A 12862-nucleotide genomic window follows, 5' to 3' on the forward strand; every position below is an offset into this window, starting at 1 on the left:
TGAAGCCTAAATTTGGAATGACTTAGCATCATCAGATGATCAATCAGGGTCAAAATATATGAGCCTTCTGTCCGGTGTACTTTCATTAAGATCGTTCATAGACCAAAAGTTCCATCGAACGCTGTCATCTTACAGTATGTTAGAGACAACTGCTGGTAAGTATTGGATCGCAGCTAAGGATGGAAGCATGCTCTCTGTCATCAGGATTGATGGTACGAGAGTCATGACAGGGCCAGATGATCTGGAGAGTATGCTTAATTCGATGGCACTGACATGCGGCAATTATCTAGAAGACAGTAATTATGATTTTGAAATTTACATAGAGCGTGATCCTGAGGCAGCTAGAGGGCTTATCGGAGGTCTTTATTCTGATGCTCGCAGGGTGATGGAGAGAATTGGATTGGATCTTGAGGGCCTAATACAGGCACGTGAAAAATATCTGAGTAAGCTAATTGTAGATGAGAGGGTATATTTGACCTTGTGGACAAGGCCTAGCGTGTTGTCACCTAAAGAGTTGCGAAACATAGGAATTGATACCCAAGCACCAGATTGGTGGCCCGCCGATAGTGATGCACAAGCAGTATATTTAGCCGCACAAAAGATGGTTGATCGTCACTCGTCTTTCGTGGATACGATTTGCGCAGATCTGTCTGAGGCAGGGATAAGGCTGAAGCTGCTAGATGTCACAACAGGCCTAAGAGCGATTAGGCGGGCAGTTGATAGAGAGGGGACGGCAGATGACTGGTGCCCCTCAACTCCGTGGCAAACCGCAGAAGAGTTGTCCGAGGATGAAATTGCAAAAGATGTATCCGCTAGGTTTGAAGCATCGTCTATAGGGCGCGGTACAGCCAATGAAGACGATGTTACTGGCCTTCTATGGCCCCGTCTTGATGAACAGTTGTTTGCAAGGCCCGCTGAATGCCTGCCTCCAAATAACCCGCAGAATCTTAAAATCGGATCATACATTTATGCTGGGATGGATCTAACAGCGGGGCCGAGAGAACTCCAAACCTTTAATCGCTTAATTCGTCGCATGAGGATGGGTGGTAAAGAATTCCCGTGGCGCGTTAAATTTCTTATGCGCGGAGGTGGCTTGGGCCGACTGGGTTTCAGACGAACTTTGGCTGCAATTTGTCAGATAACAAACCCTGAGAATAAGCTGATCAAAGATGCCATTGATGAATTGAAGAGCAGATATCTCTCTAAAGAGAATGTCTTAAGCGCGAGTATTCATGTGTCGTTTAGCACATGGGCGCGTATTGGCCAAGAAAGGCAATTGGAGGAGCAACTAAGCAGGTTACAAAGTGTCGTGGAAGGTTGGGGGCACTGCGAGGTGTCAACTTCTATAGGGGATCCTCTCGCCAGTTTTATGTCATCATGCTTTGGTTTAAGTACCGCCTCGACTGCTCCTTTTGGAGTTGGGCCGGTCAAAGAGATATTGAAATTGCAACCTTGGCAAAGAGACTCTTCTCCATATGAAAAAGGTCCCGTTATTTTTAGAACACCAGACGGAAGGGCGTGGCCTTTCGATATTTCTGGCAATATCACAACCAGTGACTTCCATCTCATAGTCGGTTCCTCAGGCGGAGGTAAAAGCGTACTCCTAAATACCTTCAATCTGGGAGCTTGCCTGTCACCCGGACAAACTGCAGGTGTTGGTGGCTTCAAGCTGCCTAGGATTGCTCTGATAGACTATGGTCCGACATCTAAAGGGCTAATCAATCTCATCAGAGAGAATTTACCCCCAGGGCAGGAATATTTGGCTGTATACAGAAGATTAAGGTACGACGAAAAAAACGTTATCAATCCATGTGATACACCTTTGGGGAGCCGAAAACCCCCATCTCACCAGCGTAGCATGCTAGTAAATTTGATATGTCAGCTCGCGACTGATGCTTCATCAGGGAGAACGCCCGAAGCATTGACGGGTATGGTGAGTATGATTGTTGATGAGTTGTATGAGAATAAGAGTGACAGGACGAGAACTGGAGCTCCAAAGTTATATTCCAAAGGCGATTATATTGTTGATGATGCAATCCAAACTCATAAAATGCCAATCAGTGAGGACACCACTTGGTGGGATGTCGTCGATTATATGGCTCAAAGCGTTAAAGAGTATCATATAGCCACCCGTGCTCAGAGATATGCCGTCCCAATGTTGGCAGATCTGCTGTACGTAGCGAATATGAGCCAGATCAAAGATCTATATGGTGAAACTCTAACCGATACAGGCGAACCGCTACTTTCATCTTTTAAAAGGGTTATTTCAGAAGCCCTGAGGGACTATAAAATATTTTCCAGGCCCAGCACATTTGATCTGGGTTCAGCGCGAATTATTTCATTGGATATAGATGAATGCTGCGGTGATTCAAGTACTCCGCAAGGTAGAAAACAAACCAGTATCGCCTGCCTTTTGGCAAGATTTGCCATAGCCGGCGATTTTTATTTGATTAAGGATAATATCTCTGAATTTGAAACAGATTATCAAGATTATCATGAGCAGCGAATACAACGATTGAATGAAACTAAAAAAATTCTTGGCATTGATGAAATGCATAAAACAAAAGGGTGTCCAGGTCCGCGAAATCAGATCGTGATGGACGGACGTGTGGGAAGAAAGTTCGGGGTCATTGTTATTGCTGCTACTCAAATGGCAGATGATTTTGACAAGGAGATGGTAAATCTTGCCTCTTCGATCTGGATTACAGGCACCAGGAATGCCTCTGAGACTAAAGCAATAGCGGGCAATGCTGATCTTTCTCAATTTGCTGAAGAAGTAATCAATAAAATGGGCGGCCCCACAAAGAGGGGAGGGCCGGTATTCACCAGTATCAAAACTCGTTTCGGCAAGCATGAGCATTTTCTTTATAATTCATTGGGGCCGCAGGAATTGTGGGCACTTCAGACTTCTCCTCGGAACGCTCTCCTAAGGGATTTGCTTGCTGAAAAGGTGGGTTACAAAAATTCTTGGGAAATGCTTGCTAAGATTTTCCCGGAGGGGTCGGCACAAGAAATTATCGACAAAAGAATTAATGCCGCTCTTGAACTGGGTAACGCAAAGAATGATGAGGAGAAGGCTGGTGTCGTTGCTCTTATGGCTGAAGAACTTGCAAAAAGGTATTACGTCTCTTCTGCCGCGTAGCGGATGTGGTTTGAAAGAAGGTATCCTTCAGAGAGAACCTGTGTGCATGCCTGTTTTAGGGGGGGTCATAGGTGACTATGTGGCCCACCCTTTCCTTTATACGGGGATGAATTCAACATCCTTCATTTATCGGCCGGAAAAATGCTCACCAGGAAACTGTTCGATATTTCTTCTATCAACTGCAATCAGCATTCTTTCAGGTTTACCATATCGTGATGTATTGGCAGACTGGTCGGATCTTCTTCTCCCTTCTCCTGAAGGTGGAGGTGCTATGGCCGGTTGGCTGCTGAGGCCTTCACCGATTAAGGGGCACGGACAATTAGGAATGTTGTCTGTTGCGGGTCTTGCTTCATCAGCGATTTTTGAATGTCAGAATGATGCGATGGACTGGGTTGAGGGCTTTTGCGCTCAGTTTACGGATGAGCGTGACATTGTCATGCTCATCAAAATTGTGACTGTTGTGGGGTTGGCTTTGAAATCAGGGCAATCCCCAAAAACCCTCCCTCGAATTGTTAGAAGTTCATTTGGAATTGAGGTTGAGGATTATAAAGAAATTTGGTGCCGGGGGGGGATTGCTGTGGGGGTTAACCCAATAGAATATGTCCTTGGGGCAATTTCATGCATAAAGGACAGTGATAATTACGAAGATATTGTTCGAAGATCAGTTTCTCTCGGAGGAAATACGCAACTAAGTGCGTGTTTGGCTGGGGGATTTGCTGGGTTTGTATTTAGACCAACAGAACACCTTGTTTCTGATTTTATGGAAGGCATCAGCAATGGAAACTCCAGAATAGGAGGTGCTTTGTGTGCTTGTCCTGATAGTTTTGTTGGGAATAATAAGCTTCACAGATTGCCAATTTGTCCTGGCGCAGTCGCTGCATCATTAGAAATTTGAAGATGAATTTATGGACAAAAAAAGGGACACAAGGTGTGCCCCTTTGTAGATGATATTGTCAGGTTTCTGCAGAGATCACATTCTGATTGGGCCGGAGTTGCGAGAAGCAGGTAGAACCTGAGCTTCTGAGCGGTCGAAAGAAGTATCGTTGTACCGACCATTCGGGTGGCTATCACGTTTATCAGTTGCTCTGATAAAATGTTTCGAAATATCATGAAGCTCAACGAAGTGATCCACTTGACGGCGTAGATCATCACCGATTAGGGGAGGGGATGTCTCTCTCGATGAGACCGCAGTTACAGAAACACCTTGGCGCTGCACCGCTTCGACTGCACGCCTGAAGTCAGAATCGCCAGTGAAGATAATCATATTATCCACATGAGGAGCCATTTCCATCATGTCGATAGCGATTTCAATGTCCATATTGCCTTTGACACGGCGCTTGCCAGTTGCATCTGTAAATTCCCTGGCTGTTTTGGTTACAAGTGAATAACCGTTGTAAGATAGCCAGTCAGTCAAAGGCTTAAGAGGTGAATAATCTTCAGTATCAACAATAGCGGCATAATAATATGTGCGGACTAGAGAGCCAGTTTCACGTTCAAGGTATTCAAGGAGTTTTTTATAATCGACGTCAAAATTAAGGTTGCGTGAAGTTGAATAAAGACTTGACCCATCAATAAATACGCAGGTTTTTCCGATTGTTTTAAGTCCGCTGGCCATCGTAATGCTCTTTCGGTTAATGAACAAAAATATACACCGTCCAGGATTTTCTAATCATCCTATTAAGGTTAATCGCGGTTATATCATCAGATTTTATCCTTGCAAGCCCCATAATTGGCCTTAACACCGATTAGTAAACCTATCGCTAGGTTCAATTTTCCTAATAATGACATTGTCATTTTCTCTTTGATAAATCTCCTTGTTAAGGAAAGAGAGCTCATTCTCAACTTCTGAATACATTTTGTCCGTGTACCAAGATTTAGGCCTTCCGTCTGTGCCGTCATTCCAAAGATATTTCCTTTTCTTAAGGCTATTTTTTAACTCATAAGGCGTAAATTGAGCCCATAGCCTAAAGTAAGGCCTTCTGCCTCTGTCGAGTACATGCTGAAAAGCATTTACGCCATTCTTGTCATGCACGATCTTCAAAAGCTCAATCCCAGCGTAGCAGTCGGTAATTGCTCTGTGGGCATCGTAATAGAAGCCGGATTGGTATGCTAATGAGAGCAATTGACCGCCTGACAGCCCACATTGGCGCCATGGTACGTCTTCCAATGAGCACCCCCAAGGGATTTGGCAGAAGGAGGGGATTATCTTTTCAACAAAAGGTCGATCAAAATTGGCATGGTGAGCCACTACAAAGGAGCTTTCTAACACTATTTTCTTAATTGCTTCTTTGTTTATGGATTGACCTTTAAGCATTTCGTTGGTGATGCCGGTTATATCTGTAATCTCTTCCGACAAGGGCTGACTTGGCTCTTGGAATGAATTGAAAGGCTCTAAACATCCAATAATTCCCCCAGTTGCTTTGGAATAAAGAAAGGGAACGATACCAATTTCAATTATTTCATCCACAGTGCTATCTAGGCCAGTAGTTTCGGTATCAATGAATAGCGCTTGTTTGATGTCTGGATCGGATCGCAGATCTTCACTGTATTCGATGATTTGCGGCTTGAGTTTGCGTATTACTTTAAAATCATTATCATCTGGAATGGTGTTTTGAGTTGCAGTGTTTGTCATTATTTGCACTCTTAATTTATGTTTCAATGAATGTAATAATGTTATTATATTATATAAATTATATGTTGGAAACACCTTTAAGTATTTTAAATTCTAATCACCATTCAGAACAGAGATGACAATTTATCTCTGCTCTGTTGGGGCAGTATATATTATCGGTACCGGTCTGACACTGCTGATGGAAATTTGCCCAGGCCAAAATTTTCAGCATCATCTCTATTATGTAGATCATTGCCTCCGGGCATAGGGATATGGAAACTCCCCGTAGCAGCAGTGGTCTGGGGAGGAGGCATATTGCTAATCCCATAAGGATCTTCACCGGGGCTAGTGGAGTTATTGTCCGGTTGAGCCCCATCGTCTTGGATTATGCTGATTTTGTTCTTTTTTGCCTGATCTTTTGGCTGTTTTCTGCCGCTCACCTCTAGTCCTGCGCCATCGACTGCTTCTCTCAGGTATTTTGGGAGAGCATTATAATCATCTTGTGAAAGAGGCTCTCCACTCACTATTGATTTTTGGAGATGATCGATGGCCTGAGTGTTGGGCTCAAGATTCCCTTTTTGAGGTGATGAAGTTTTTTTGTCGTGACGCATCAATGATGGCGGTGGGCTCATTATTGGGTATGGGGATATAGAAGGAGTTAATTGATGCCCTTGATCGGCAAATTTCAATTTTTCCATTCCCTGAGCATGTTCTGATATCTGATAATCTCTATTGTCGTTGAGATTCACCCTGGTCTTCAGGGTAAGTTCGAGTGAGATTATGATCAGTAAAATTGACTGTATCGCAAGGATTGGGAGAATAATCTGCTTAGATATTTTTGTTTTCCGATTTTTCTTTTTTGGAAGTCTCCCGCATGCTCTCTCAATGCCATCCATTGCTTCTTGGTAAAAATCTCCAGCACTAATCATCTGGCCATCAAGAGCAGAATAAGTGTTGCATTGATTTCTCGGAGAAAGAGCAAAGACCATGCCTCTCTCTTTTACTATCTCCCCTTTAGAATTTATTGGGAAGGTGCAGAACCTGGCAATCGCGCAAGGATCTAATAATTCGTTCTTGGGCAATGTAGGTGCACTCATTGTTTGATTTGCTAGGTTATCAGGCATTTCATCGCAACAAGTCATTATTATCCCCTTGACGGCTTTCTGACTTTTTTGGTGGTTGTGCCTATGGCATTCTTTGCGATAATTCTGGCGAATGATTTTGAGCCGGGCAAGGTATTTCACTCTGGGGAAAAGAACTGCGGGAGAATGATTTGGCGGAAATCAGCCATTTTAACTCTTACATCTTTACTAGGCTGCGATTGTAATGAAGTTTTATGCGAATTGCGTTGAATCTCATTGAATCTTATTTGTTTTCGATATAGAGGTGACATTAGCTTAATTTGATGTCTATCAATAGAATGCATTCAATGCTGAGCAATAGAGTCAAAGTGATATGAACGCAGTTGTAAAGAACAATAAAAAGAAATTTGATCTTGAAGCCTTTCGCAGGTCTTACTCCCAAGGGGCTGCCAAAACCTCAAAGGGTGGAGAGAATGGTTCGCCAAGGACGCCAAAGGCGGTGGGGAATCTATCTCGTGTCGTTGACCTGAATGACAGTTCCTCACAGCGTGAGGGCGGGGCGGAGTTTGTCAGCCCAGTCAATAGTAATGTCTCGAAGAAAGCTAGAACTCCACGAACAGCCAAAAAGTCAAAGACTGTAAGCAAAAAAGCACAGGCAGCACCTCAACAGGCAATACCTGATCTAGTCCCTCAAAAAAGTGAGAAAACGGTCCCAGTAGATGCCCCGGTGATTGTGCGCCGGGGTAGGGGCCGGCCACGTAAGAACCCTGTGGTTAACTCTCCAACTCCCAGTGCAGTTAAACCGATTAAGGGTATTCGGAGTGCACCTGAGCACTCCAAAGATCCAATGAAACTTCCCATTGTCTTGGAATTGCAAGAAAAATTGGAGGCTGTTGAGGGTGCTCTTGCAGAAAAGAACTCTTTATTAAAAGACTTTGATATTCTGCAGATCGAAGTGGCCGAATTGCGCAAGGAAATCTCTGCCAGAAAGAAAGAAAATAAGGAACTGGTCGAACAGAATTCTAAAATGCAAGATGAGGTTAAGAAAAAAAATCAGGCAATCGCAGATATGGAGCAGATGATGCGTTTAAACTCTATATCTGGAGCGTCAGGCGCCAAAGACACTCGACAGAAGAAGCCTGAGGTTATCCCAGTTGGGAGAGGCCGTAGGGCGGTTACCGTTGTGCATGGTGCCACAATCAACAAAAAGAAAGGGCGCCTTACGCTTAAGGGTGTGATTGATAAGGACAATGAAGTGGAAGGCCAGGTTAATCAGCAAGCAGATGTAAGTGAAATTTCTGCTAAAGGTTTGCCACCTCAAGCTCAAAAGGTGATTGATATCATAGCCTCATCGTTGCGAGGGATTGATCCAACAAAGAGCGCTGGAGAAGCATGTGTAAATGCAGTTCGCATGCTTGAAAAAGCTAAAGGGGCCATAGATAGCCTATCGATGTCTCTTATGGGTCAAGCCGCAAAAATGTAACTAAATGCAAACACTCTTGTTTGCGTAACATCAACGGGGCTTGCAGCTTATCTGATTGGGCGAAGATCGTGCGCATGCTATGTCAAAATGCGTGCTATTGCTTTCATCATCAATTGTTACGGCCTCATGCCCTGTTTTTCCGGCACTAACCATGTCGGCTTCAAGCATGCAGGCCTTTATGGTCGTTACCTTGACATTATGGATTATGCCTTCACCCGAAGTTGGAAAAAATGAAATGTGACAGTTTATGGGGTAAGGGTCCTGATGGATGATATTTTTCATTGTCCTATTGTCTTCTCCATCTAAAACACCATCAGAAGATGTCATATCATTGCTGTTACGCGCATGTTCATTATCCATCTCTTTTATGCATTGGGGGGAAAGCAGGACAGAAAGGTCTCTAGATTCTGTGCAGGAGTTCACTGGCAGGGCATTGGTTGTTCTATTCTGTTGGATGCTTCCGTGTTTGTGAGTTAGGAACAAGTCTGGAGACACGTGAGAAATCTGACCTTCTTTGCCGTGATCCTCTTTCACTTTCGCGTTAGACTTCATTTTAACTAAGTCATCTTTTGTAGTTAGATGGCGCATGCCCCATAGATCTTTTTGATCTGGCGTCATGTTCTGAAATGCAGGAAGCCATTTTGCGCCAAGATCCTTTTTATCACCAGAAAATGTGGGTTGCGGCGTAAATGAACCTTCAGGGGGGGGGCCTGGAACTGAGTTGGCTTCCTTGCCGATAATGGGAAGTGCAGAAGTGGGAAGCGGGGTGAGAGAAGAGCTTGTCATAACAGGCTCTTTAGGTGCCGCTGAGATTATATCTGGGGGAGGAGGCAAGGAGTGTCTTCCTCTCTCTACGTTCTTGCTTTCGGTGGCATGAACAGTTGGGTCAGTAATCGTATGAGATTGAGCCCACTTTTTGAGCGATTCGCTTGGTCTGGCTGGGGCAAGGCCCATTGTGAGAAATGCTAAAGCAAGCAGAGTTGCGGTTCTGGTCGATCTGATCTGTGGGAGAGCATATAACAGGGGGGTGTGAGATTTTGACAATTTGGTTTTGTCTTTCACCTTGTATTCCCCTGATATTCTTGGACAAAAGACCAAATTAGGCATGTCTTAAATGAACTGGATCCTAAGATAACAATGAACTGATTGAAAATGAAGAAGCTATTTAGCGTCTCTCTTGGCCTAACAAACTGCAATTTGAGGAATTTCATTATTGATACTTTTTCATCTTAATCTTATCATGCACATGAAACCTTTTGTTCTCTTTTTGTGTTCATAGTAGGTTCCATCTTTACACGGAGTTCGATTTACATGTCAGGAATTCAAAGAAGTTCAAACCAACAGCCTCCTTTAGTCGTGGGTCTCGGCACTTCCTCCATAGGCGAGATCGCGCAAAAGGGGATTGCTCGTTTGGCAATGAGATTTCAGCAGGAATTTACGCCTAAGCAAAATCCTGATGAGATAATAAATCAGGCCTTCAGCCTTCGTGACGTTACCATTACTCTGATATCTATTGCCGAAAAAAGCCCTGAAAGATTGGCCACTACACTGGGCCTAATCTCAGCTCTTGCTGATGTTGGCATTATTCATGATATGAATAGTGCGATTTCTGAAATTTCACGCATAGCAAAGCTTTTGCCTTCAGAAATACCTTTGGGTGAAGGAGAGTATTCCTCTTCTGAGAAGGGGCAAGGTCATTTGCCTAGCCCGAGTGGGATGTCTGTTGCTGATGTTCATCCTCAAGCAAATGCAACACCAGAACCGAAACAGGCGGAAGCTCCAGCCCCCGTAGCAACTGAAGCAAAAGAAAATGCACCTGAAGTTCAGGCGCCGGTGGAAAGTGTTCAACACACTCCCAAGAAGCGGCAATCTGTGATGGATATTGCTCAAAGTAATTTTGTGCAGGGCATGTCACCAGATCTTCCCGAGAAGCCAGGACAGTGGATCGCTGAATCAGATAAGCCAGCAGTCCCATTGGCTGAGTCAATTCAGCATGACTCTATTACCTGCCTTCACTGTGGTAAGAACTTTACGATGCTAAAGCGTCATATCGAACGGTCTCATCGTCAGCGGCCTGAGGCCTACAGGATGTATTGGGGGCTCCCAGAAAACTATCCTATGGCTTGCGAAGTATATACCGAGATGAAAAAGGTCGAAGCTCTTCGTTCTGGTCTTGGTACTCACCGTAAACATGAGTCTTCAGAAGCCTGAGTTTATTTCTCTTAATATTCTTAGGTTTTATGATGCGAGAGGGTAAAGGGGTGCGGAACCTTTACCCTCTCGTTTTTTTTGTACTGGATCTTATTCCTGCAAGGCAAATTTGAAGGATACTATAAAATCAGAAAGTTAATGATTTATGATTTTATTTAAAACATATGCAAAATTTGATTGATAATGCGATTAGGCTTTATATAATTTTGTCGAAACATTTTTTACGGGGTTAAAAATGCCAGATCATGCAGCAGTTCATTCTTCTGGCGAGGATGATGCAGCAGTAGGTGGTATTGCAGCAGATAGATTGCGCAGTATTATTGAGCGTGTGGAACGACTTGAAGAAGAGCGCAAAGCTTTGGCTGGAGATATCAAGGATATCTTTACCGAAGCTAAATCTGCCGGCTTTGATGTCAAAGTTATCCGGCAGATTATTAGACTTCGGAAGCAAGAGCCGGCCGAGGTTGAGGAACAGGAAACACTCTTGGATATCTATCGCCGTGCTCTAGGGATGTGATTTTATCACTAATCTCATAGGGCCGGCAGCAGGAAGATTTGTTCTATCTGTGATTATAATTGCGACAGAAATTGCGACAGAATAAGCCAATCTTCCTGCACTTAAATATGCGTGCTTAGTTTTACTCCTGCACGCAAATCACTTTCAAAAATGATAATGTGTTTATGGAGACAGAGCATGCATGTTTCTGCAATGGAAAAGAGCGACCAAAAATTAACATCAATCTCAGGTCGTTTATCCTTCCTAGGTATCGCTGATGATGAAAGAGAGATTTTATCGCGGCTACGTTCTGAACTTGGTCCAATTCTTGATGTGGCTCTCGATAAATTTTATCAACGTGTGCACTTAACCCCGGAACTTGGGCATTTCTTCAAAAATGAAGAAATGATGCATTCTGCGCAATTACGGCAAAAGGAGCACTGGGAAACTATTCTCTCAGGCGTCTTCGGTAAGAAGTATATTGATAATGTCATTAGAATTGGCACCACTCATGCCAAAATTGGTCTTGATCCTCAGTGGTACATCGCTGGTTATGCCATCCTTTTAGATTGCATTATCCAACAGTTGACAGCGCGGGCAGCGCAAAAGGCCTCAAGAAGAAACAAATCAGAAGATCTAGAGCGTCTTGGAAAAGATTTGGGGACGCTGCTTAAGGTCGCACTTTTAGATATGGACTTGTCTATTTCAATATATCTAGACAAACTTCGAGATGAGCGCGAAAAAGCTGAGAAAGACTCAAATGCCGCTCTTGAGGTTATTTCACAGGCTATAGAAAAAGTGGCTCAGGGTGATATGAGTGTCACTCTTGATAAAATGGTAAGTGAAAAGGCTCCTCGACTTACAAAATCATTCAATCTTTTAAAAGATGGCATCGGTGGAATAGTCTCTGAAATACGTGAAGCGTCTGGCCTGGTTGGGGATTCAGCAACGTCAATTTCGCATGATGTTGATTCTGTTATCAGCCAGACAGATCTGCAGGTTAAATTAATTGCAAAGATTACAGCCGCTACAGCAGCGCTAGAAGCATCTATTTCAAGTGTTTCTAAGCAAACCTTGGCTGCAGAAGATGCTGTCAAAAAATGCGCTATTGCTACAGAGAATGGCAATAAAAATATTAACGATGCCAGTGAAGCCATGAGGCAGATCAGCGCAGCTTGGAAGACAATTTCTGATCTAGTGAATTCTATTGATGGCATCGCGACCCAAACAAATCTTTTAGCTCTTAATGCCAGCGTTGAAGCCGCCAGAGTTGGGGAGCATGGCCGAGGTTTTTCAGTTGTGGCGGAAGAAATCCGTAAGCTTTCAGCCAGAACCAAAAAAGCTGCAGAAGATATCTCTGCCCGAGCCCGGCAGAGTGAAGCGCTTATCGAAGGTGCCACTGCTTCTGTGGAAAAGACTGAGATGCTTCTGGAAGGAATCAACGCAGACGTTTCTGCAGTTAGTGGCGCTGTTTCATTGATCAATGATGAGGTCGATAAGCAAAATAAGAGTGCTACAAGTACTCATCATGAGTCTTCAGAGCTTCAGAATGTTACAAGAGAAACTGCCAATAAGACAAAGCGTATGACTTCTACTTGTCAGGCTCTCACTGAGCGTTCTCAAACTATGCATTCACTTGTTAGCGACTTTAATGTTTAAACATAGTGAGAGAATGCCTGATCCTTACGGCTTCGATGTCGCCACGTTATCAAATTGCAGACGAATATAGATCGTAGAGATATCAAGAACCTAAATAACCTGCACCATTCTTCCATTCACGGGGCGGGCGAATTGTCGGGGCTCAAGAAATAGAAAAGGACGCCAACGGGCGTCCTTT

10 protein-coding genes are annotated in these 12862 nt (G+C 43.8%); 6 read left to right on the forward strand and 4 right to left on the reverse strand.

The window, feature by feature from the left end; translation table 11 throughout:
* Positions 1–58 precede the first annotated feature (58 nt).
* Together FCN51_RS00170 and FCN51_RS00175 are read left to right on the forward strand one after the other, a co-directional pair.
* Positions 59–3142 carry a hypothetical protein gene (locus FCN51_RS00170; protein WP_160255968.1) on the forward strand — a complete coding sequence of 1028 codons (3084 nt, stop codon included), beginning with the start codon at positions 59–61 and terminating at the stop codon, positions 3140–3142.
* Complete coding sequence (locus FCN51_RS00175) at positions 3081–4037, forward strand: hypothetical protein (protein WP_160255969.1); 957 nt, start codon at positions 3081–3083, stop codon at positions 4035–4037. The genes FCN51_RS00170 and FCN51_RS00175 overlap by 62 nt, the downstream gene beginning before the upstream one ends.
* Positions 4038–4112: 75 nt before the next feature.
* Here the strand turns inward: FCN51_RS00175 and FCN51_RS00180 are convergent, their stop codons facing one another.
* The 3 genes from FCN51_RS00180 to FCN51_RS00190 all read right to left on the reverse strand — a co-directional run bounded on the left by FCN51_RS00180 (position 4113) and on the right by FCN51_RS00190 (position 6850).
* Entirely contained in the window at positions 4113–4757 is a 645-nt protein-coding gene (locus FCN51_RS00180) for a LabA-like NYN domain-containing protein (protein ID WP_124296485.1), read from the reverse strand.
* 120 nt (positions 4758–4877) lie between these two features.
* On the reverse strand, positions 4878–5774 hold the full coding sequence (locus FCN51_RS00185; protein ID WP_160255970.1) for a 3'-5' exonuclease: 897 nt from the start codon (positions 5772–5774) through the stop codon (positions 4878–4880).
* Positions 5775–5926: 152 nt separating this feature from the next.
* Positions 5927–6850, reverse strand: a complete 924-nt coding sequence (locus FCN51_RS00190) for a hypothetical protein (RefSeq protein WP_160255971.1) — start codon at positions 6848–6850, stop codon at positions 5927–5929.
* A gap of 358 nt (positions 6851–7208) precedes the next feature.
* Between FCN51_RS00190 and FCN51_RS00195 the strand changes: the two genes are divergently transcribed.
* Positions 7209–8318 carry a cell division protein ZapB gene (locus tag FCN51_RS00195; RefSeq protein WP_160255972.1) on the forward strand — a complete coding sequence of 370 codons (1110 nt, stop codon included), beginning with the start codon at positions 7209–7211 and terminating at the stop codon, positions 8316–8318.
* Positions 8319–8348: 30 nt separating this feature from the next.
* Here FCN51_RS00195 and FCN51_RS00200 read toward each other — a convergent pair whose 3' ends face one another.
* A complete protein-coding gene (locus tag FCN51_RS00200; protein ID WP_310255006.1) occupies positions 8349–9104 on the reverse strand; it encodes a hypothetical protein in 756 nt (251 codons plus the stop codon).
* A 525-nt stretch (positions 9105–9629) separates the two neighbouring features.
* On the opposite strand from FCN51_RS00200, the gene FCN51_RS00205 reads away from it, so the two are divergent.
* The 3 genes from FCN51_RS00205 (at position 9630) to FCN51_RS00215 (ending at position 12684) form a co-directional block, all read left to right on the forward strand.
* Complete coding sequence (locus tag FCN51_RS00205; protein ID WP_160255974.1) at positions 9630–10529, forward strand: MucR family transcriptional regulator; 900 nt, start codon at positions 9630–9632, stop codon at positions 10527–10529.
* Positions 10530–10764: 235 nt separating this feature from the next.
* The gene (locus FCN51_RS00210) at positions 10765–11046 is read left to right on the forward strand and encodes a DUF2312 domain-containing protein (RefSeq protein ID WP_099542024.1); all 282 of its coding nucleotides are present in this window, start codon (positions 10765–10767) and stop codon (positions 11044–11046) included.
* 177 nt (positions 11047–11223) lie between these two features.
* Positions 11224–12684 carry a methyl-accepting chemotaxis protein gene (locus tag FCN51_RS00215; RefSeq protein ID WP_160255975.1) on the forward strand — a complete coding sequence of 487 codons (1461 nt, stop codon included), beginning with the start codon at positions 11224–11226 and terminating at the stop codon, positions 12682–12684.
* Positions 12685–12862: the final 178 nt, after the last annotated feature.

It is taken from the genome of Acetobacter pasteurianus, assembly GCF_009914215.2.
Taxonomy (GTDB): Bacteria; Pseudomonadota; Alphaproteobacteria; order Acetobacterales; family Acetobacteraceae; genus Acetobacter; species Acetobacter pasteurianus.

What these genes read in the sequence shown, in the direction of transcription:
- FCN51_RS00170 (WP_160255968.1), top strand. Translation starts at nt 59, where the DNA reads ATGAGCCTTCTGTCCGGTGTACTTTCATTAAGATCGTTCATAGACCAA.
- FCN51_RS00190 (WP_160255971.1), bottom strand. Translation starts at nt 6,850, where the DNA reads ATGAGTGCACCTACATTGCCCAAGAACGAATTATTAGATCCTTGCGCG.
- FCN51_RS00210 (WP_099542024.1), top strand. Translation starts at nt 10,765, where the DNA reads ATGCCAGATCATGCAGCAGTTCATTCTTCTGGCGAGGATGATGCAGCA.
- FCN51_RS00185 (WP_160255970.1), bottom strand. Translation starts at nt 5,774, where the DNA reads ATGACAAACACTGCAACTCAAAACACCATTCCAGATGATAATGATTTT.
- FCN51_RS00180 (WP_124296485.1), bottom strand. Translation starts at nt 4,757, where the DNA reads ATGGCCAGCGGACTTAAAACAATCGGAAAAACCTGCGTATTTATTGAT.
- FCN51_RS00200 (WP_310255006.1), bottom strand. Translation starts at nt 9,104, where the DNA reads ATGACAAGCTCTTCTCTCACCCCGCTTCCCACTTCTGCACTTCCCATT.
- FCN51_RS00195 (WP_160255972.1), top strand. Translation starts at nt 7,209, where the DNA reads ATGAACGCAGTTGTAAAGAACAATAAAAAGAAATTTGATCTTGAAGCC.
- FCN51_RS00205 (WP_160255974.1), top strand. Translation starts at nt 9,630, where the DNA reads ATGTCAGGAATTCAAAGAAGTTCAAACCAACAGCCTCCTTTAGTCGTG.
- FCN51_RS00215 (WP_160255975.1), top strand. Translation starts at nt 11,224, where the DNA reads ATGCATGTTTCTGCAATGGAAAAGAGCGACCAAAAATTAACATCAATC.